This window comes from Kitasatospora sp. NPDC058478, from assembly GCF_042720345.1.
GTDB lineage: Bacteria > Actinomycetota > Actinomycetes > Streptomycetales > Streptomycetaceae > Kitasatospora.
The window spans coordinates 95,010-114,987 of the sequence record NZ_JBHXML010000001.1 but is presented as its reverse complement, the minus strand read 5'-3'; the positions used below and the strand labels follow the sequence as shown (position 1 = coordinate 114,987).

The 19,978-nt window shown below is 75.7% G+C and carries 13 protein-coding genes and 1 riboswitch; of the genes, 4 read left to right on the top strand and 9 right to left on the bottom strand.

All coding sequences use genetic code 11. From position 1 onward, the window contains the following. The first annotated feature begins 101 nt into the window (after positions 1 to 101). From fhuB to ACFWPT_RS00490, 3 genes are all read left to right on the top strand, one after another. Positions 102 to 2,267: a Fe(3+)-hydroxamate ABC transporter permease FhuB gene (gene fhuB, locus ACFWPT_RS00500; protein WP_380478382.1), complete on the top strand. Its 2,166-nt coding sequence runs from the start codon at positions 102 to 104 to the stop codon at positions 2,265 to 2,267. 21 nt (positions 2,268 to 2,288) lie between these two features. Further along, the gene (locus ACFWPT_RS00495; RefSeq protein WP_380478380.1) at positions 2,289 to 3,404 is read left to right on the top strand and encodes an alpha/beta hydrolase-fold protein; all 1,116 of its coding nucleotides are present in this window, start codon (positions 2,289 to 2,291) and stop codon (positions 3,402 to 3,404) included. A gap of 73 nt (positions 3,405 to 3,477) precedes the next feature. Then, positions 3,478 to 3,545, top strand: a riboswitch (guanidine-III (ykkC-III) riboswitch). A 12-nt stretch (positions 3,546 to 3,557) separates the two neighbouring features. After that, positions 3,558 to 4,412, top strand: a complete 855-nt coding sequence (locus ACFWPT_RS00490) for an MBL fold metallo-hydrolase (protein ID WP_380424015.1) — start codon at positions 3,558 to 3,560, stop codon at positions 4,410 to 4,412. Between the two features lie 24 nt (positions 4,413 to 4,436). Here ACFWPT_RS00490 and ACFWPT_RS00485 read toward each other — a convergent pair whose 3' ends face one another. The 4 genes from ACFWPT_RS00485 to ACFWPT_RS00470 are packed head-to-tail and all read right to left on the bottom strand — an operon-like array spanning position 4,437 to position 13,948. Continuing rightward, positions 4,437 to 4,988, bottom strand: a complete 552-nt coding sequence (locus ACFWPT_RS00485; RefSeq protein ID WP_380368963.1) for a Uma2 family endonuclease — start codon at positions 4,986 to 4,988, stop codon at positions 4,437 to 4,439. 47 nt (positions 4,989 to 5,035) lie between these two features. Beyond that, the gene (locus ACFWPT_RS00480) at positions 5,036 to 6,424 is read right to left on the bottom strand and encodes a DHA2 family efflux MFS transporter permease subunit (protein ID WP_380478377.1); all 1,389 of its coding nucleotides are present in this window, start codon (positions 6,422 to 6,424) and stop codon (positions 5,036 to 5,038) included. After that, a complete protein-coding gene (locus ACFWPT_RS00475; protein WP_063349847.1) occupies positions 6,421 to 6,606 on the bottom strand; it encodes an MbtH family protein in 186 nt (61 codons plus the stop codon). The genes ACFWPT_RS00480 and ACFWPT_RS00475 overlap by 4 nt, the downstream gene beginning before the upstream one ends. Continuing rightward, positions 6,599 to 13,948: an amino acid adenylation domain-containing protein gene (locus ACFWPT_RS00470; RefSeq protein WP_380478375.1), complete on the bottom strand. Its 7,350-nt coding sequence runs from the start codon at positions 13,946 to 13,948 to the stop codon at positions 6,599 to 6,601. The genes ACFWPT_RS00475 and ACFWPT_RS00470 overlap by 8 nt, the downstream gene beginning before the upstream one ends. Positions 13,949 to 14,072: 124 nt before the next feature. Here ACFWPT_RS00470 and ACFWPT_RS00465 point away from each other — a divergent pair, with 124 nt between their 5' ends. Then, the gene (locus ACFWPT_RS00465) at positions 14,073 to 15,197 is read left to right on the top strand and encodes an amidohydrolase (RefSeq protein ID WP_380368954.1); all 1,125 of its coding nucleotides are present in this window, start codon (positions 14,073 to 14,075) and stop codon (positions 15,195 to 15,197) included. Between the two features lie 132 nt (positions 15,198 to 15,329). Here the strand turns inward: ACFWPT_RS00465 and ACFWPT_RS00460 are convergent, their stop codons facing one another. The 5 genes from ACFWPT_RS00460 to dhbC are packed head-to-tail and all read right to left on the bottom strand — an operon-like array spanning position 15,330 to position 19,842. Further along, the gene (locus tag ACFWPT_RS00460; protein ID WP_380368951.1) at positions 15,330 to 16,094 is read right to left on the bottom strand and encodes an AMP-binding protein; all 765 of its coding nucleotides are present in this window, start codon (positions 16,092 to 16,094) and stop codon (positions 15,330 to 15,332) included. Further along, positions 16,094 to 16,318 carry a phosphopantetheine-binding protein gene (locus ACFWPT_RS00455; protein WP_063349844.1) on the bottom strand — a complete coding sequence of 75 codons (225 nt, stop codon included), beginning with the start codon at positions 16,316 to 16,318 and terminating at the stop codon, positions 16,094 to 16,096. The genes ACFWPT_RS00460 and ACFWPT_RS00455 overlap by 1 nt, the downstream gene beginning before the upstream one ends. 5 nt (positions 16,319 to 16,323) lie before the next feature. Then, a complete protein-coding gene (locus ACFWPT_RS00450) occupies positions 16,324 to 16,965 on the bottom strand; it encodes an isochorismatase family protein (RefSeq protein ID WP_363366835.1) in 642 nt (213 codons plus the stop codon). Between the two features lie 13 nt (positions 16,966 to 16,978). Further along, complete coding sequence (locus ACFWPT_RS00445) at positions 16,979 to 18,670, bottom strand: (2,3-dihydroxybenzoyl)adenylate synthase (protein WP_380478373.1); 1,692 nt, start codon at positions 18,668 to 18,670, stop codon at positions 16,979 to 16,981. 20 nt (positions 18,671 to 18,690) lie between these two features. Next, positions 18,691 to 19,842, bottom strand: a complete 1,152-nt coding sequence (gene dhbC, locus ACFWPT_RS00440; RefSeq protein ID WP_380478545.1) for an isochorismate synthase DhbC — start codon at positions 19,840 to 19,842, stop codon at positions 18,691 to 18,693. Between the last annotated feature and the right edge of the window lie 136 nt (positions 19,843 to 19,978).

Sequence of the window (19,978 nt, the reverse complement as noted above, 5' to 3'; positions counted from 1 at the left end):
GCCTCCGGGCAGCGGTGGTACGGGGGTTGGGCGGCGTCCGGGTGACCCGGCACGGTGGCGGTGCCCACAGGACGATGCGCTCATTAGGTTAGCCTTACCTTATGACATTGTCGCAAGTGGGCGCCCCCGGGGAGTCCCGCACCGAGCCGGACGCCCCGCCGCCACCGCCGCCACCGCGCGGGGACGGCCGCCGCGCCGCCTGGCCGATCGCCCTCGGCGCGGTCGCGGTCCTGCTCGCCCTCGCCGCGCTCTCACTGTCCGTCGGCGCCGGGGAGGTCGGCCCCGGGCGGGTGCTGGACTACCTGCTGAACCGCCACGGCGCCCGCGCGGACAGCCGGCTCGCCCTCGTCGTCGGCGACCTGCGCCTGCCCCGCACGGCCACCGCCCTGCTGGTCGGCGCCGCACTCGGGGTCGCCGGGGCGCAACTGCAGTCCGTCACCCGCAACCCGCTCGCCGAGACCGGACTGCTCGGCGTCAACGCCGGCGCCTCCCTGGGGGTCGTGCTCGGCATCGCCGTACTCGGCATCCAGACCTCGTACGGGTACCTGGCCTTCGCCTTCGGCGGCGCCGTGCTCGCCAGCACGCTGGTGCTGCTCATCGCGGGCGCCCGGGGCGGGTCGCCGATGCGGCTGGTGCTCGGCGGCTCGGCGGTCGGCGCCACCTTCGGCGGGCTCACCGGCGTGCTGATCGTCAACTCGCCCGAGGCGTACGACCGGTACCGGGTGTGGGTGCTGGGCTCGCTGGCCGGGGTGGAGGGCTGGACGACGCTGCGCCAGCTCGCCCCGGTGCTCGGCGTGGGCTTCCTGCTCGCCCTGCTCGCCACCCGGCCGCTCACCGCGCTCGCGCTCGGCGACGACCTCGCCCGCGGCCTCGGCCACCGCCCCGGCGCCACCCGGGCCGCGGTCGCCTTCGCCGTCACCCTGCTGACCGCCTCGGCCGTCGCGCTGGCCGGCCCGATCTCCTTCCTCGGCCTGCTCGCCGGGTTCCTGGGGCGGGCCGTCGCCGGCCCCAGGGTCGGGCAACTCACCGTGCTCGCAGGGCTGTTCGGCGCCGCCGTGCTCACCGGGGCCGATGTGCTGGCCCGGGTGGTGGCCCGCCCGTTCGAGGCGCCGGTGTCGGTGATCGTCTCCCTGGTCGGCGCCCCCGCGCTGATCGCGATCGTCCGCTCCCGCCGGACCGCCGCGCTCGGCATGGCCGATCCGGCCGAGCCCGCCCCCGTCCGGCGGTCCGAGCCGCCCGCGCCCAAACCCGACCTGGTGCTGCGGCGCGGCGCCTGGTCGCTGCTGCTCCCCCGCCGGGCGCTGCTCGCCTCGCTCGCCCTGGCCGCGGCGCTGCTCGCCGTCGTCGTCGTGTCCGCCCACGCCGGGCAGAGCGAACTCGGCCTCGGCCGCACCCTCCAGGCCGTGTTCGGCTACGGCGACCGGCTGGACGTGCTGCTGGTGCAGAAGTTCCGGCTCGGCCGGATCGTCGCCGGGCTCGCCGCCGGCGCCGCCCTCGGCCTGGCCGGCTGCCTCACCCAGACCCTCGCCCGCAACCGCCTCGCCACCCCCGAACTGCTCGGCGTCAACGACGGCGCCACCGCCGCCGTCCTGATCTCCGCCACCGTCTCCGGCACCTTCGGCGCCTGGTGGGCCGGCCCGCTCGGCGCGCTGGCCGCCGTCCTGGTCGTCACCCTGGTCTCCGGCGGGCTCGGCGCGCAGGGCTACCGGGTGCTGGTCGTCGGCCTCGCGATGTCCGCGCTCGCCTCGGCCGTCATCCAGGTCGCGCTCGCCCGCCGCTCGCTCAACTCGGCCGGCTCGCTGTACGTCTGGACCTCCGGCAGCCTCAACGGGCGGGACTACGCCGTCGCCACCCCGGTCCTGATCGGGCTGGCCGTGCTCGTGCCGCTCGCGCTGGCGGCGGCCCGGCGGCTGGCGGTGCTGCGCTTCGACGACAGCGTGGCCGCCTCGCTGGGCGTCGACCCGGGCCGGGTCCGGCTCGGCTGCCTGCTGCTGGCCGTCGCGCTGGCCGGACTGGCCGTCGGCGTGTGCGGGCCGGTCGGCTTCGTCGCGCTGGCCGCGCCCGTGATCGCCGGGCGGCTGGCCGGGCCGGCGCGCGTACCGGTCCTCGGCTCGGCACTGACCGGCGCCGTCCTCGTCGTGCTCGCCGACACCGTGGGGCGGGTGCTGATCGGCGGGGTGGAGATCCCCGTCGGCATCGTCACCACCGTCCTCGGCGGCCCCTTCCTGCTCTGGGTGCTGCTCGGCCGCAAGGGCACCCCCGCCTAACCTCCCCGAGGAGTCCCGCAGATGGAAACCCTTCCCCTGGTCGAGCCCGATCCGGCCGACCCCGCCTACCGCCTGGTCACCTTCGTGCACGAGGACGCGTCGTGCGACGGCGTGCTCGCGCTCCTGCACACCGTCACCGACAAGGACCGGCACGCCGGCGACCTCGCCCCGCACCTGATGACCCGCCGCGACGACGGCCGTTGGTCGATCACCTACCGGCTGCGCGCCGACCACCGGGCGTCCTACCAGCTGTACCCGTTCCGGGGGGACGCCCCCGGCACCACCCGGGCGGACTGGCTGCGCGTCCTCGACCACGCCCGCCCCGACCCGCACGACGCCGCCCCCCGGCTGCCCGCCCGCGACGGGCGCCACCCGTCGTCCGTGCTCAGCCTGCCCGACGCCCCCGCCCAGCCGTACGCCCGGCGGCGCGACGGCGTGCCGCGCGGGCGGACGGTGGCCCACGAGGTGGCCGGGCGGCGGGTGGACGTCCACCTCCCCGCCGGTGGCGGAGCGTCCGCCGGTGGCGGGCCGTTCGCGGTGGCCGTGCTGCTGGACGGCGAGATGTGGGGCGAGGTGCTGTCGGTCGGCGACACCCTCGACAACCTCGCGGCGGACGGCGCCATCCCGCCCACCGTCGCCCTGCTCGTCCACACCATGGGCCCCTGCCGCCCCGACGACCTCAGCTGCAACCCGGCCTTCGTCGACCTCCTCGCCGACCGCCTCCTCCCCTGGGCGGCAGCCGAGTTCGGCACCACCACCGACCCGGCCGGCACCGTCATCGCCGGCCAGAGCGCGGGCGGCCTCACCGCCGCCTTCGCCGCGTTCCGGCGCCCCGACCTCTTCGGCGGCGCGCTCTGCCAGTCCGGTTCCTTCTGGTGGCCGGACGAGACGGAGTTCGACGAGGGCAGTGAGTGGCTGACCCGCCAATTCGCCCGCGAGCAACGGCGGGAGGCCCGGTTCTACGTCGAGGTCGGCCTACAGGAGTGGATGCTGCTCCCGCAGAACCGCCACCTGCGCGACGTCCTCACCGCCCGCGGCTACGACCTCGCGTACCGCGAGTTCAACGGCGGCCACGACTACGCCTGTTGGCGCGGCGGGCTGGCGGACGGGCTGGCGCACCTGCTGGGGCGTGCCTGACGGTTCCCGGCAAATCGGCGAATCGACGAATCGGCGGACCGGCGCGCGGCGACGGGAGCGTGCTAGCGTCCCGGTGGCGGCGCGCCGGCGACCGCCCCGGACGAGATGTGCGCCGTACCCGGCCCGCCAAGACGACGCACCCAGGGAGACGTCATGGCCGCCGGTGCCCCGATCGCCCGTCCGCTCGACGTGCGGTGGATCCACGGATCCCCGTCCGCGAAGCACAACACGGACCCGGACATCCAGGTCCACGCGTACGACGAGCACACCGTCATCCTGCGGCAGAACAAGGCGGTCAACTACGAGGCGCCGTTCCTGTTCCTGCTGTTCGGGGGCGAGCGGGCCGTCCTGATCGACACCGGGGCCACCGCCTCCGCCGCGTACTTCCCGCTGCGCACCGTGGTCGACGGGCTCATCGACCGGTGGCTCGCCGACAACCCCCGCGACGGCTACGGGCTGCTCGTCCTGCACACCCACCCGCACGGCGACCACGTCGCGGGCGACGGGCAGTTCGCCGACCGGCCCGCGACGACCCTGGTCGGCGCCGACCCGGCCACGGCCTGGCCGTACTTCGGCTTCGACCAGGACCCGGACGCCGTCGCCCAGGTGGACCTCGGCGGCGGCCGGGTGCTCGAATGCCTGGCCACCCCGGGCCACCACCCGGCGGCCGTCACCTACTACGACCCGTGGACGGGCCTGCTGCTCACCGGCGACACCGTCTACCCGGGCCGCCTCTACATCGACGACTGGCCGGCCTTCACCCGCACCGTCGACCGGCTGATCGACTTCGCCGAACGCCGCCCCGTGACGCATCTGCTCGGCTGCCACATCGAGATGACCCGCACCCCCGGCGTCGACTACCCCATCCGCACGACCCACCAGCCCGACGAGCCGCCCCTGGAACTGACCGTCGGACACCTCCGGGCCATCCGCACCGCACTCGCCGACCTCGGCGACCGGCCGCGCCGGCACGCCCTGCCCGACCTGATCCTCTGGCCGAGCGCCTGAGCCCATCGGTCAGGCGCTCGGCGATCAGTCCTTGTACGGGACGAGCCGCGCGAGGTCCAGTTCGAAGCCGAACGGATCGGGAACGCTGATCGTCTCGCCGAACTCCCGCTCGGTCCTCGTGTGGTACCGGTCGTGGTTCGGCTCGGAGAACAGCGTGGCCGTCCGCTGCCGCGGGTCCACGATCAGATAGAGCGGGAAGCCCATGCGCGGGTAGTCGCGGACCTTCCCCGTCCAGTCGTTCTCGGGATTGGACGGGGAGACGATCTCGACGGCGATCAGGGCCAGCTCGGCGGGGATGTCGTGGCCGGCCAGGTCGATGACGTCCTCGGGCAGGTACGTGAGGTCGGGATTGCGCACGGAGCCGACCTCGGGTGAGGAGAGATCACTGTTCCCGGTGGGGAAGTAGCCGGGAGGGCAGTGCGCCTCGAACTGGCGTTGGACCAGCGCGAGGTTCAGCTGGTGGACCGACGACGGTGACGCCTGCATGACGATGATGTCGCCGGACAACTCCACCTTGTAGCCGTCCGGGAGACTGCGCCGGGCCTCTTCGAGAAGACGGTAGCGCTCGGGGTTCATGGACTCTCCTCCAGTGCTCCGGCCACCGTACGGCAGCCGGAGCCGATTCAGGGTCCCGGTGCCTCCCGGGGGAGGCGGGTGGTGAGGAGGGTGCCGGCGGCGACCAGGGCGGCGGTGAGCAGGAGGGCTAGGCGGTAGGGGCCGGGTGAGCCGCCTTCGGTGTCCAGGGCGCCGATGAGGGCGGCGGTGGCGGCGATGCCGAGGGCGCCGCCGAGGGTGCGGACGATGGTGAACAGGCCCATGGCGCGGCCCATCGCGGGCCCGGGGACGTCGGCGAAGCCGGCGATCTGGACGGTGAGCACGGCGGTGCCCAGGACGAGCCCGACCGCGAACATCAACGCCCGTACGGCCCAGGGGTTCTCGGCGAAGCCGAGGGCGGCCAGGACGAGCGCGGCGAGCAGCAGCGCGGGCAGCGCGAGGCGGCGGGGGCCGAACCGGGGCAGCAGGCGGTCGACCACCTGGGAGGCGGCCATCAGGCCGATCGCCTCGGGGAAGACGCTCAGCCCTGCGTCGAGGGCCGAGGCCCCGAGGGCGGCCTGGTAGAGCAGCGGGAGGACGAACAGGGCGCCCATCAGGCCGGCCGAGGTGAGCAGGGCCAGCCAGGTGGCGGTGCCGAAGGTGCGGTCGGCGAGCTGCCGCAGGTCCACCAGTGGTTCGGCGGCGCGGAGTTGGTGGCGCACGGCGATGACGAGCAGGAGGAGCCCGGCCACGCCGCTGAGCGCCACTCCGGGCGAGGACCAGCCGTGCGCCGGGCCGAAGCCGAGCGCGTAGGTGAGCAGCCCGAGGCCGGGGGTGGCGAGCAGGAAGCCGGTGGTGTCGAAGCGGCCGGCCGGGGGCTCGTCCGCCGCGCGCAGGCCGATGAGCCCGGTCACGACGGCCGCGACCCCGATCGGCACGTTGACCAGGAACAGCCAGTGCCAGGAGAGGTGTTCGGTCAGGAGGCCGCCGAGCGGCGGGCCGAGGGCGGGCATCAGGGCGGTCGGGACGATCAGGAACCGGCCCAGGCCGGCCCGCTCGTGCGGGGCGAAGGCCCGGAACAGCAGGGTCATCCCGACGGGGGTGAGCAGCCCGCCGGCCACGCCCTGGACGGCCCGCGCGGCGGCGAGCGAGCCGAGGCCGGGCGCGGCGGCGCACAGGGCGGAGGCGAGGGTGAACGCGGCCAGGGAGCCGAGGAAGACCCGTTTCACGCCGAACCGGTCGCCGAGCCAGCCCGCCACCGGCAGGCCGACGGCGAGGCCGACCAGGAAGGCCGTCTCGACGGCGTTGGCGGCCGAGACGGGCCGCCCGAAGTCCTCGGCGATGGTGAACAGCGCGGGGTTGACGATGGTCGAGTCCAGGCCGTTCATGCACATCGCGGCGGTGTAGACCACGACCACCGCGGCGCGCCCCGCGAGCAGGGGGCGCGCCGGGGCGGCCTCGACGGCCGGAGGGGTCACAGGTCGGTCCAGTGGGCGGTGATCCACTGCACGGCGTCGGCGCGCTCGCACGGGCCGTGGGAGACGTTCCAGCCGGCCGGGACGGCGGCGAAGGCCGGCCAGAGCGAGTGCTGGCCCTGGTCGTTGACGAGGGCGAGGAACTCGCCGTCACCGTCGAAGGGGTTGGCGGGGGCGTCACTCATCGGAGGACTTCTCCAGGTGGTCGGTGATCACGCGGGCGATGTGCGCGATCGGGGCGGGCAGGGTCATGTCCTTGTGCGAGCAGGCGACGTCGGTGTTGTCGATGCGGCCGGACACGTACGGGATCCAGAGTTCGGGCACCAGGGTCTCGTCGATGGTGTCGACGGTGGCGCGGAAGAACAGCACGTCGCCGTCGAAGGGGCGGTGGTCGTGGCCCCGGACGAGGTGGTTGGTGTTGAGGTAGATCCGGTTGAGGGCGGCCACGGTGGCGTCGTCGAGCCCGGCGAGCGGACTGCCCTCGCGGCGCAGCAGCTCGGTGACGGCGGCGAGTTCGAGCGGCCGCCCGGCGAGGTCCTCGGGGCCGTAGCCGCCCATGGTGAGCAGCGCCTCCAGCGCCTCGGCCTGGTCGGGGACGGGCAGGTCGCGGAAGCCCTCGGCGGGGTAGGCGTCCAGGATCGCGAGCAGTTCGACGGCGTGGCCGAGGTCCTGGAGCCGGACGGCGACGGCGTGCGCGATGATCCCGCCGGTGGACCAGCCGAGCAGCCGGTACGGGCCCTCGGGCTGGACCTCGCGCAGCCGGTCGACGTAGTGCGCGGCCAGTTCGTCCAGGGTCTGCGGCAGGGGCCGGGCCGCCGTGGCGGCGCCGACGCCCTGGGCCTGGAGGCCGTAGATCGGCTGGTCGGCGGGCAGGTGGCGGATCAGGCCGGTGTAGCACCAGCTGAGGCCGCCGGCGGGGTGGACGGCGAACAGCGGGGTACGGCGTCCGGGCGCGGCGGGGCGCAGCGGGAGCAGGACGTCCAGCGCGTCGGCGCTCCGCGAGCCGGCCGCCAGGGCCGCGTCGAGGGCGGCGACGGTGGGCGACTGGAACAGGGTGCCGATGCCGACGTCCAGGCCGAGCAGTTCGCGGATCCGCCCGGCGAGGCGGACGACCAGCAGCGAGTGGCCGCCGAGGGCGAAGAAGTCGTCGTCGACGCCGACCGCCGCGACGCCCAGCACCTCGGCGAAGAGTTCGCACAGCTGCTGTTCGCGCGGGGTGCGCGGCGGGCGTCCGGCGCCGGTGGCGGGCGCCTCGGGGGCGGGCAGGGCGCGGCGGTCGAGCTTGCCGTTGGCGGTGAGCGGCAGCCGGTCCAGCAGGACTACGGCGGAGGGCACCATGTGGGCGGGCAGTTCGACGGCGGCGTGGGCGCGCAGGTCCTCGGGGGTGACGGCGGCGACGGCGACGGCGTGCGACTCCTCGGGGCTCGCCGTGGTGACCGCGTAGCCGACCAGTCGCTTGTCGCCCGGGGCGTCCTCGCGGACGACCACGGCGGCGTCGGCGACGCCCGGGTGGGCGGCCAGCACGGCCTCGATCTCGCCGAGTTCGATCCGGAAGCCGCGCAGCTTCACCTGCTGGTCGGCGCGGCCGAAGTACTCCAGGACGCCGTCGGCGCGGCGGCGGGCGAGGTCGCCGGAGCGGTACATCCGGGTGCCGCGTTCGCCGAACAGTTCGGCGTACGGGTCGGCGACGAAGCGCCCGGCGGTGAGGTCGGGGCGGCCGAGGTAGCCGCGGGCCAGGCCGGCCCCGGCTACGTACATCTCGCCGGTGACGCCGGGCGGGACGGGCTGGAGGTGCTGGTCCAGGACGTAGACCCGCAGGTCGGGGATGTTGACGCCGATGGTGCTGCTGCTTCCGGCGGCGGCGGTGGCCCGGTCGAGGGCGATGTAGGAGACGTGCACGGTGGTCTCGGTGATGCCGTACATGTTGACCAGGGTGGGCGCGTCCTCCGGGTGGCGGGCGTACCAGTCGTCGAGCCGGGCCAGTTCGAGCGCCTCGCCGCCGAACACCACGTAGCGCAGGGCGAGTTCGGCGCCGGGACGGTCCCGGTCGGCGGCGCTGAGCTGGTAGAAGGCGGACGGGGTCTGGTTGAGCACGGTGACGCGCTCGCGGGCGAGCAGGTCGAGGAAGGCCGCCGGGTCGCGGCTGACCAGGTGCGGGACGACGACCAGGCGGCCGCCGTGCAGCAGGGCTCCCCACAGCTCCCAGACGGAGAAGTCGAAGGCGTAGGAGTGGAAGAGGGTCCAGACGTCGTCGGCGCCGAAGCCGAACCAGTGGTCGGTGGAGCGGAACAGCCGGACCACGTTGTGGTGGGTGACGGGCACGCCCTTGGGCCGGCCGGTGGAGCCGGAGGTGTAGATGACGTAGGCGGTGTCCTCGGCGTGCAGCGGGCGGGTGCGCTCGTGCTGGGCCAGCGGGGTGGCCGGGTGGGCGGCCGACTCCGGTCCGTCGACTAGCAGTTGGGGCACCTGGTGGGCGGGCAGCCGGGGTGCGGTGCCGCGGTCGGTGAGCAGGGCGGCGGGGGCGGCGTCGGCCAGCATGTAGGCGAGGCGGTCGGCCGGGTAGTCGGGGTCGAGCGGCAGGTAGGCGGCGCCGGACTTGGCCACCGCGAGGAGGGCGACGACGAGTTCGAGCGAGCGCGGCAGGGCGAGGGCGACGATGGTGCCGGGGCCGATGCCGTTGGCGGCCAGCAGCCGGGCCAGGCGGTCGGCGCGGGCGGCGAGTTCGGTGTAGTCGAGCTGCTCGTCACCGCAACTGACGGCGACGGCCCGCGGGTTGGCGGCGGCCGCGGCCTCGAACAGCTCGGCCAGGGTGGCGTCCGGGGCCGGGGTGTGCGGGGCCGGGGTGTCCGAGGTGTGCGGGGCCGGGGTGTGCGGGGCCGGGGTGTGCGGGGTGCCGTTCCACTCGACGAGGGCGCGCAGCCGCTCCTCCTCGCCGATCAGCGGGAGCCGGCCGATCGCGGTGTCGGGCGCGGTGGCGGCGGCGGTGAGCAGCCGGGCGAGGCGGGTGGCGAGCCCTTCGACGGTGGCGGTGTCGAAGAGGTCGGTGCGGTACTCCAGGAAGCCGCCGATGCCGCCGCCGGGGAGCTCGCCCGCGTTGAGGGTGAGGTCGAACTTGGCGGTGCCGCTGGGGACGGCGGCGATCCGGGCGGTGAGGCCGCCGCCCAGCGGGTGGGGCTCGTCGGGGCGGCTCTGCCAGGCGAGCATCACCTGGAACAGCGGGTGGCGGGCGAGGGAGCGCGGCGGGTTGAGCTCCTCGACCAGGCGGTCGAAGGGCAGGTCGGCGTGCTCGTGGGCGGCGAGGACGGTGCTGCGGACCTTGCCGAGCAGCTCGCGGAAGGTCGGATCGCCCGAGGTGTCGGTGCGCAGGACCACGGAGTTGACGAAGTAGCCGACCAGGTCGGCGGTTTCGGGGTCGTCCCGGCCGGCGACCGGGGTGCCGACGGGGATGTCGGTGCCGCAGCCGTGCCGGGTGAGCAGGGCGGCGAGTCCGGCCTGGACGGCCATGAAGACGGTGCCGCCGGCGGTCCGGGCGAGCGCGGCGAGGGCCGCGTGCGCCTCGGCGTCGAGGGTGAAGGGCACGGTGGCGCCGTGGTGGCCGGCGACGGCGGGGCGCGGGCGGTCGGTGGGCAGTTCCAGCTGGTCGGGCAGGCCGGCCAGGGCGGTGCGCCAGTACTCCGACTGCCGCGCGGCGAGCGGGCTGGGCGCCTCGGAGGTGCCGAGCAGCTGCCGCTGCCAGGCCGCGTGGTCGGCGAACTGCACGACGGGCGCCGGGAGTTCCGGTGCGCAGCCGGCCAGCCGGGCGGTGTAGGCGGCGGACAGGTCGCGGACCAGCGGGGTGGTGGACGCGCCGTCGCTCGCGATGTGGTGGAGCAGCAGGAGCAGGGTGTGCTCGGCCGGGCCGTGGGTGAACAGGGTGGCGCGCAGCGGCGGCCGGCCGGTGAGGTCGAAGGCGTGCCGGACGGCTTCGGCGAGCTCGGTGCCGTCGTGCAGTTCGACGGGCGCGGCGGGCAGCACCCGCTGGTACGGCGTGCCGTCCGGCTCCTCGCCGTAGACCGTGCGCAGCACCTCGTGCCGGGCGGCGAGGTCGCCGAGGGCGAGGGTGAGGGCGGTCCGGTCGAGCGGGCCGGTGAGGGTGAGGGCGAGCGGGATGTTGTAGGTGGGGCTGGGGCCCTGGAGCCGGTGCAGGAACCACAGGCCGCGCTGGGCGGGTGACAGCGGCATCCGGTCGGTGCGCGGCACGGGCACCAGCGCGGGGCGGGCCTCGGGCTCGCCGCCGTGGTGCGCGTCGAGCAGCGCGGCGAGCGCGGCCGGGGTCGGGTGGCGGAAGACGTCGGCGAACCCGACGGCGGCGGCGAAGGTCTCGCGCAGGCGGGCCGCGAGGCGGCCGGCCAGCAGCGAGTGGCCGCCGAGGTCGAAGAAGGAGGCGTCCCGCCCGGGCGCCTGCGGCAGGTCGAGGACGTCGGCGAACAGCCCGCAGACCAGTTCCTCCTGCGGCGTGGCCGGGGCCGTGCCGGGCTCGACGGCGGCGGGTTCGGGCAGGGCGCGGTGGTCGAGCTTGTCGTGGGCGGTGCGCGGCAGTTCGTCGAGGACCAGGACGGCGGCTGGGACCATGTGGCCGGGCAGCCGGGCGGCGAGCGCGGCCCGCAGCGCGGCCGGGTCGAGGGCGACGCGGGGGGTGGGGGCGGATTCGGCGGCGTCCTCCGACATGGCCTCGGCAACGGTCTCGGGGACGGCCTCGGACTCGGGAGCCGCCTCGGACTCGGAAAGCGCCTCGGAAGCTGCCTCGGCAACGGCCTCGGGGACGACGTAGCCGAGCAGCCGCTTTCCCTGCGGACCGGAGCGGGCGATCACCACGGCCTGGGCGACGCCCGGCAGTTCGGCGAGGGCGGCGGCGATCTCGCCGGGCTCGATCCGGAAGCCGCGGATCTTCACCTGGTCGTCGGCGCGGCCGAGGAATTCCAGGGTGCCGTCCGGTCGGCGGCGGGCGAGGTCGCCGGTGCGGTACATCCGGTCGCCGGGCGGGCCGAACGGGTCGGCGAGGAAGCGTTCGGCGGTGAGGTCGGGGCGGCCGAGGTAGCCGCGGGCCAGGCAGGCCCCGGCGACGTACAGTTCGCCGGAGACGCCGTCGGGCGCGGGGCGCAGCGAGCCGTCGAGGACGTAGGCGCGGGAGCCGCGCACCACCCGGCCGACCGGGGCGCCGTCGGGGCCGGGCGTCCAGGCGTAGGCGTCGACGGTGGTCTCGGTCGGGCCGTAGAGGTCGATCGGGTGCAGGCCGGCTGCGGCGGTGAGGCGCTGCCAGAGGGCGGGCGGGGTGGCCTCGCCGCCGACCGCGATGACCGCCGGGCGGTGCCACTCCTCGTCCAGGATGCCTTCGGAGAGCAGGACTTCGAGGTAGGAGGGGGTGACGTCGAGGTAGTCGACGCGCTCCCGGTGCAGGTGGCCGGCCAGGGCGGCCGGGTCGCGGTAGGTGGCGTCGTCGAGCAGGTGCAGCTCGTGGCCGTGGACCATCCACAGCACCGGGTCCCAGGAGGCGTCGAAGGCGAACGAGGCGCTGTGGGCGACGCGCAGGCGTTCGCGGCCGGTGCGGCGCACGGCCGGGGCGATGTGGTCCTCGCCGTGGCCCGCGTACAGGTTGGCCAGCGAGGCGTGGGTGACGACGACGCCCTTGGGGCGGCCGGTGGAGCCGGAGGTGTGCAGTACGTAGGCGGCGTGGTGGGGCCGGGGGGCCGGGGGCGCGGTGGCGGGCTCGGCGTCCGCGTCCCCGGGCAGCACGGCGGGCAGGCCGGCCGGCAGGTCCAGTTGGGCGAGGGCGTCGGCGGTGCCGACCGCGCAGACCGGGCGGGCGTCGTCCAGGACGGCGGCCAGGCGCTGCCGGGGGTGGGCGAGGTCGAGGGAGACGCAGGCGCCGCCGGCCTTGAGCACGCCGAGCATCGCGACCAGAGTGTCCACGCCGCGCGGCAGGGCGAGCGCGACCGGCGCACCGGCGCGCACGCCGAGGGCGTTCAGGTGGTGGCCGAGGCGGTTGGCGGCGGCGTCCAACTCGGCGAAGGTGAGGGCGGTTTTGCCGCTGCGGACGGCGACGGCGGCCGGGGTGCGGGCGGCCTGCGCGGCGAACAGCTCGGGCAGCGTCCGGTCGAGCGGCGGCTCCGCGCGGCCGGCGGTGGCGCGGCGCAGGCCGTCCGGGTCGAGCAGGTCGATCCGGGCGATGGGCGTCTGCGGGGCGGCGAGCAGCAGGTCGGTGAGGGCGTCGAGGTAGCGCAGCAGCCCGTCGCGGTGGGCGGCGAGCGAGGCGGTGTCGTGGCGGGCGGGGTCGGCGTCGAGGACGAGGCGCAGCGCGCCGCCGGGGGCGGGCGAGACGCCGACGGCGAGGTCGTCGACCGGCCCGGCGGCGAGGTTGCGGACGACGCCGGGCAGGCCGGCCAGGTCGAGATCGCCCTCGAAGGCCTTGATGTTGACCATCGGGCCGAACAGGGCGCGCCGCTCGCCGGTCAGCCCGAGGTCGCGGCGCAGGTCCTCCAGCGGGTAGCGCTGGTGGCGGCGGACGGCGCGCAGCTCGCGGACCACCCGGCGCAGCAGCGCCTCGGCGCTGTCGGCGGGGCGGACGGCCAGGCGCAGCGGGAGGACGTTGGCGGCGGCGACGGGGGTGCGCAGGGCGGCCGGTCCGCGGCGGTTGGCGAGCGGCAGGCCGAGCACGACGTCCTCGGTGCCGGCCAGGCGGTGCAGGTAGCCGGCGGTGGCGGCGAGGAGCAGTTCGGCCCAGGTGGCGCGGGCGGTGGCGGCGGCGCGCTCCAGTCGGTCGCGGGTGCCGGCGGGCAGTTCGGCGGTGAGGCGCAGGGGGGCCTGGGCCGGGGTTGCGGACAGCGCGGGCGCCGGGCTGCCCGGCAGGGTCGCCGGGGTGTCGGCGCCGGCCAGGCGGTCGGCCCAGTAGGCGCGGTCGGCCGGGTACTCCTCGCCGTCCCGGTAGGCGGCCTCCTCGGCGGCGACCTCGGCAAGGGTGGCGAACGGGCGTGCGGCGGGCTCGGCGCCGGTGGCGTGCGCGGTGTACAGCTCGGCGAGGCGCTCGCCGAGGAGGTTCAACGCGTAGGCGTCGACGGCGAGGTGGTGGATCCGCCGGTACCACTGGTACCGGTCGTCGGCGAGGCGGATCAGCGCGTGGGTGAACAGCGGGCCCTCGGCGAGGTCGGCCGGGCGGGCGAGGTCGGCGCGCATCCAGGCCTCGGCCTCGGCGGCCGGGTCGTGCGCGGCGCGCAGGTCGAGGTGGTGCAGCGGCCAGCGGCGGCCGGGGCGCGGCTGCTGGCGGGGCGTGCCGTCCGGGCCGGTGACGACGACGGCGCTCAGCGCCTCGGCCTCGTCGACCGCCTGCCTCAGCGCGTCCTCGAACCGGCCCTCGTCGAGCGGGCCGGTGATCTCGACGGCGTCGCCGGTGTTGTAGACCGGGCTGTCGGGGTCGAGTGACTGCGCGTACCAGATGGCGGCCTGGGCGGCGAGCAGCGGGACATCGACGGCCTGGGTTTCGACGGCAGGCATGGTTCGGGGTGCTCCTCGGGGTCCGGCGAACGAAACGCCTAGTTAGGTTAGCCTAATCTAACTTCATATGATCTGGTCAACGGCCTCCCAGTACGGGGGCCCTGACATCCCGGAGGCGCCGCCCATGCCCCTGACCGCGACCAAACAGGCCGTCCGCGAACGCGTCCACGCGCACCGCGCGGAACTGCTCGCGCTCAGCCACCGCATCCACGCCCACCCCGAGACCGCGTTCGAGGAGCACCGCGCGGCCGCCTGGTGCGCCGAACTCCTGCGCGCCCACGGCTACGCCGTCACCGCGCCCGCGCACGGACTGGACACCGCGTTCACCGCGAGCCTCGGCAGCGGGCCGGTCACCGTCGCACTCGTCTGCGAGTACGACGCGCTGCCCGGCCTCGGGCACGCCTGCGGGCACAACCTGATCGCCGCCGCCGGCCTCGGCGCGGCGCTCGGCCTCGCCCCGTACGCCGACCAACTCGGGCTCACCGTACGGGTGATCGGCGCGCCCGCCGAAGAGCGCGGAGCCGGAAAGGCGCTGCTGCTGGAGGCGGGCGCCTTCGACGGCGTGGACGCGGCGATGATGGTGCACCCCTGCCCGGTCGAGGTCGCCGACTTCCGCTCCTTCGCGCTCGGCACCCTCTCCGTCCGCTACACCGGCCGCGCCGCCCACCCGAGCCTCAACCCGCACCAGGGGCGCAACGCCGCCGACGCGCTCACCGTCGCCCAGGTCGCCCTCGGGCTGCTGCGCCAGCACCTGCCGCCGCAGTGGCGGGTGCACGGCATCACCACGGCCGCCGGCACCGCGCCCAACCTGATCCCCGACAGCGCGAGCGCGGAGTACGAGATCCGCGCCTCGGCGGCCGAGGACCTCGCGCAGCTGCGCGCCCGGGTCGAGGACTGCTTCCGGGCCGGGGCGCTCGCCACCGGCTGCGAGGTGACACTCGACCGGCCCGAACCGGACTACCTGGACATGCGCTCCGACCCCGCCCTGCTCGCCCTCTGGCGGGCCAACGCGGCGGCGCTCGGCCGGCCGGAGCCGGTCGAGAGCGGGCCGTTCGCGTGCACCGACATGGGGAACGTCTCCCACGCCGTACCCGCCATCCACCCGGTGCTGGACATCACCGGCGGCGCCTGCGCCCCGCACGAGGCCGCGTTCGCCGAGGCCGCGGTGGGGGCGGAGGCCGACCGGGCGGTGCTGGACGGCGCGGTCGCCATGGCCTGGACGGCGGCGGACCTGGCGGCGAACGCCTGACAGCCGGCGGCTGACAGATGACAACTTTCAGATAACAGATTTCAACATCTGTTATCTGAAAGTTGTTCGCTGAATGTTGTCATCTGTTCCCCGCGCTCGCCCTCGCCCCGCCCGTGCCCCGCCCCGCCCCCTTCAGCTGCCGCCCAGCAGCGCCGCCGGCGTCGCCCGCACCGCCGTGACACCCAGCTCCCTCACCAGCTCCCCGACCTCGCCCGGCCGCTGCGGGTCGGCCAGCACCACGGCGGCGCCGGTCCGCAGCGGCCAGAGGAACTCCCAGAGCGGCAGGCCCAGTTGCAGCACCCGGTCGCCAGGGCCGAGCGGGTGGGCCGCCTGGAGCTCGCGCACCCGGCGGTCGGCCTCGGCGTGGGTGAGCCGGACGGCGTCCGGGCGCCCGCCGGGGCCGTACCCGACACACAGCAGGTGCTGCGGCGTGAGCGCCCGGGGCGGGTCGGTGGCCAGCTCGCCGTCCACGTCCAGCCCGGCCAGCGCCTCCGGCACCCCCTCCCCCAGCACGCAGACCGGCGCGGTCTCCGCGAGCAGCCGCTCCCGGCGTCCGGGCGCGTCCGCCGGGTCCAGCGGCAGGTACGCCGCGCCGGACTTGGCCACCGCGAGCAGCGCGGTCAGCAGCTGCGCCGGGTGGCGGGCCGGCGCCAGGCCGACCACCGCCCCCGGCCGGGCGCCGCGCGCGGCCAGGGCGCGCGCCAGCCGGTTGGCCGCGGCGTTCAGGTCCCGGTACGTGACGACCGCGCCGCCCGCGAGCAGCACGGCGGGGGCGTCCGGGGTCCGGGCCGCCTGCGCCTCGACCGGCCCCACGACGGTGGTCGGCGGGTACTTCGCCGCCCGGTCCGTGCGTGGGGGCGCCTGCGGCCCGGCGGCCTCCAGCAGCACGGTCTCCATCAGGCCGCGCCGAGCAGTGCGGCCCAGGCCTCGACGGCCGGGCGCTCGGCCAGTTGCACGAACGCCACCTCGGCGCCCTCGGCCCGCCAGCGCTCGGCGAGCGCCATCAGCCGGACCGAGTCCAGGCCCCAGTCGGCCAGGTTCTCGTCCAGCGGGACGTCCGCCGGGTCCTCTCCGAGCAGGTCGGCGACCTCGGCCCGGATCCGCTCCACGGTGAAGGCCATGCCCGTCACTTCCCTTCCAGCATCGCGAGGACGGCGTCGGTGGTGGTGACCTGCCCGCAGCGGCCGGCCACCCAGGACAGCGCCGCGCGGTGCTCGTCCGGGCCGAAGTCGGCGACCGCGTCGGCCACCACGAAGGCCGGCAGGTCGCGCATCCAGGCGTCGCAGGCGGTGGCCTGCACCCCGATGTGCGCGTACACGCCGGTGATCACCAGCTGGTCCCGGCCCTGCTCGCGCAGCAGCCGGTCCAGGTCGGTGCGCACGAAGGCGCTGTACTTCCACTTGGTGAGCAGCGTGTCGCCCGGTGCGGGGGCGACGGCGTCGGCGATCGCCGTCGCGCGCGGGTCGTCCGGGATGCCCGGGCCCCAGAAGTCCTGCTGGAGGCCGCGTTCGGCCGGGCTCTGCCCGCCGGGCTGGGCCGAGTAGAGCACCGGCATGCCGTGGGCGCGCGCCGCCTCGGCCAACCGGCCGACGTTCCCGAGGAGTTCGGGCACCGGCGCGGCGGCGGCGTCGAAGGCGTCCAGGAAGTGGTTCTGCAGGTCGTGCACCAGCAGCACGGCGCGGTCCGGATCGACCGTCCACTCGACCCGGTTGGCGGGCAGTTCGGTGGCGGCGGGCAGGGGATAGGAGGGAATGCGGGGCAGGCCCACGGTGGTCTTTCCTTCAGTGAGTAGGGATTGCGGCCGCGATGGCGGCGCGCAGGTCCTTCTTGCTGACCTTGCCGATCCCGGTGGCGGGGAAGGCGTCGACGAACTCGACCCGGTCCGGCACCTTGTACTCGGCCAGTCCGCGCTGGCGTACGAAGCGCTTCAACTCGATGCTCTTCGGCGGCTGTTCGCGGTTCTCGGCGCGCAGGACGACGTAGGCGCAGGTGCGTTCGCCGAGGTAGGGGTCGGGCATCGACACCACCGCCGCGTCGTGCACGGCGGGGTGGGCGAGCAGGTGGTTCTCGATCTCCTCGGCGGCGACCTTCTCGCCGCCCCGGTTGATCTGGTCCTTGGCCCGGCCCTCGACCACCAGGTGGCCGGTGGGGGTGCGGCGGACGAGATCGCCGGTGCGGTAGAAGCCGTCGGCCGTGAAGGAGTTGGCGTTGTGCTCGGGCGCGTTCCAGTAGCCGCGGATGGTGTACGGGCCGCGGGTGAGCAGGTGGCCGGTGACGCCGTCGGGCAGGTCCTGGTCCTGGTCGTCGACCACCCGGACCTCGTCGTCCGGGGAGATCGGCCGGCCCTGGGTGGTGGTGATCAGCTCCTCCGGGTCGTCCAGGCGGGTGTAGTTGACCAGCCCCTCGGCCATCCCGAACACCTGCTGGAGCGTGCAGCCGAGCACCGGGCCCACCCTCCGGGCGGCCTCGGCGCTGAACTTGGCGCCGCCGACCAGCAGCACCTCCAGGCTGTCCAGGCCCCCCGCACCGGGGCCGCCCGCGTCGCGCTCGGCGGCGTCCAGCCAGAGCAGGGCCAGCGGCGGCACCAGCCCGGTGATGGTCACGCCCTCGCGCTCGATCAGCGGGAAGGCCGTCTCCGGGTTGGGCCGCGGGCACAGCACCACCCGGCCGCCCGCGTACAGCGTGCCGAGCGAACCGGGCGAGCTGAGCGGGAAGTTGTGGGCGGCGGGCAGCGCGCACAGGTAGACGCTGTCCTCGTCGAGCGCGCACAGCTCGACCGAGCCGCGCAGCGAGTAGATGTAGTCGTCGTGGGTGCGCGGGATCAGCTTGGGCACACCGGTGCTGCCGCCGGAGAGCTGGAGGAAGGCGACGCTCCCGGGCTCCGGCTCCTCGGCCGGACCGGGCCCGTCGCAGGGCACGTCCGCCAGCCGGAGGTGCTCGCCCGGGTCGTCCCCGGCCACCAGGACCAGCCGCAGCGCCGGGCTCTCCGCCTTGACCCGGGAGGCCAGTTCGCGGTAGTCGAAGCCGTTGTCGACGGCCGCGACGACGTAGCCGGCCGCCCCGGTGAAGGAGCAGAAGTAGCCGATCTCGGTGGCGCGGTGGGCCGGAAGCGCGAAGACCGGCAGCGCGCCGATCCGGAACAGCGCGAAGACCACCTCGAAGAACTCGGCCACGTTGGGCAGTTGGACCACCACGCGGTCGCCGCGCCCGATCCCCCGGGCGAGCAGCCCGGCGGCCATCCGGTCGGCGCGGCGGTCGAGTTCGGCGTACGTCCAGCGCCGCCCCTCCCCCGCCGGGTCGACGATCGCGATCCGCTCGCCGTGCGCGGCGGCGCGCTCGCGCAGCATCCGCCCGAAGGTCTCGCCGCGCCAGTACCCGGCGGCCCGGTAGCGCTCGGCGAACTCGGCGGGGTACGGGGTGAAGGCGGACTCCTGAAGGGAGACCTGGTCCACAACGGCGAACTGACCCTGCATCAGAAAACTCTCCGGCGCCGTCACTGCGACACCCCCGCGGCGTCCAGGAAGGTGCGGAACTTGGCGCTGGTCTCGGCGAGTTCGTCCTCGGGCCGGGACCGGTCGACGACGCCCGCACCCGCGTACACCCGCAGGGTCCGCTCGTCCGCCTCCGCGCAGCGGATGGTGACCACCCACTCGCCGTCGCCGTCCGCGTCACCCCAGCCGACCATGCCGGTGTACAGGCCTCGGTCGAAGGGTTCGACCTCGCCGATCACCCGCCGGGCGACGGCCGTCGGCGTGCCGCAGACCGCCGGGGTCGGGTGCATGGCGGTGGCCAACTCCATGGCGGAGACCGCCGGATCGGCCAGTTCGCCGGTGATGGTGGTGGCCAGGTGCCACATCGCGGCGGTGCGCACCAGGGTCGGCCGCGCCGGCACGTCCAGGGTGCGGCAGTACGGCGCCAGCGCGGCGCGGATCGCATCCACCACGACGGCGTGCTCGTGCAGGTCCTTGGGCGATTCCAGCAGCGCGGCGGCGCGCCGGACGTCCTCGCCGAGGTCGGCGCTGCGCGGCACCGAGCCGGCCAGCGGGTTGGCCAGGACGGCCGTTCCGCGCCGGGAGACCAGGAGTTCGGGGCTGGCGCCGATCAGCGTCCGCCCGCCGCCGGCGGGGACGGCGAAGGTGTAGCCGCCCGGGTCGCGGCGGCCCAGCCGCTGGAGGATCGCGGGCAGGTCCAACGGGCGGTCGGCGCTCAGCTCCAACGTGCGGGCCAGCACGACCTTGCTCAACTCGCCGCCGCGCAGCCGCTCGACGGCCGCCGCGACGCCCGCGCCGTACGCGGCCGGCTCGGGGATCGGGCGCACCTGCCAGTCGACCGGCTCGGCCGGCGGCGCGGGCAGCGCGATCAGCGGGTCGTCGCGCAGCGCCCCGGCTCTGCGGACTCTCTCGGGGACGGCGAGTTCGACCCGGCTGTCGTGGTCGAACGCCACCGCGCCGACCACCAGCGGCCGTTCGACCCCGGCGCGACGGGCCTCGGCCAGCGTCGCGGCGACCCGGACGGGCAGCGGGCGCTCGTCCTGCGGGACGCGGGCGTGCACCCCGGCGGTGAGCAGGGTGCGGGTCGGCGAGGCGAAGAACGCCTCGTCGGCCGCGGCCCGGTACTGGCCGAGCAGGCCGCTGGCCGCGCCGATGACGGCGTGGTCGGGGCCCGGGGCGGAAGCGTCGGCGGGCCCGGCGGGGGCCGGGGCGGCGGCGGGGGCGGGAGCGGCGTGCTCGGCGACACCCCCGGCGGGGGCGTGGTGCACCGTGGTCACCGTGAAGTCTCCA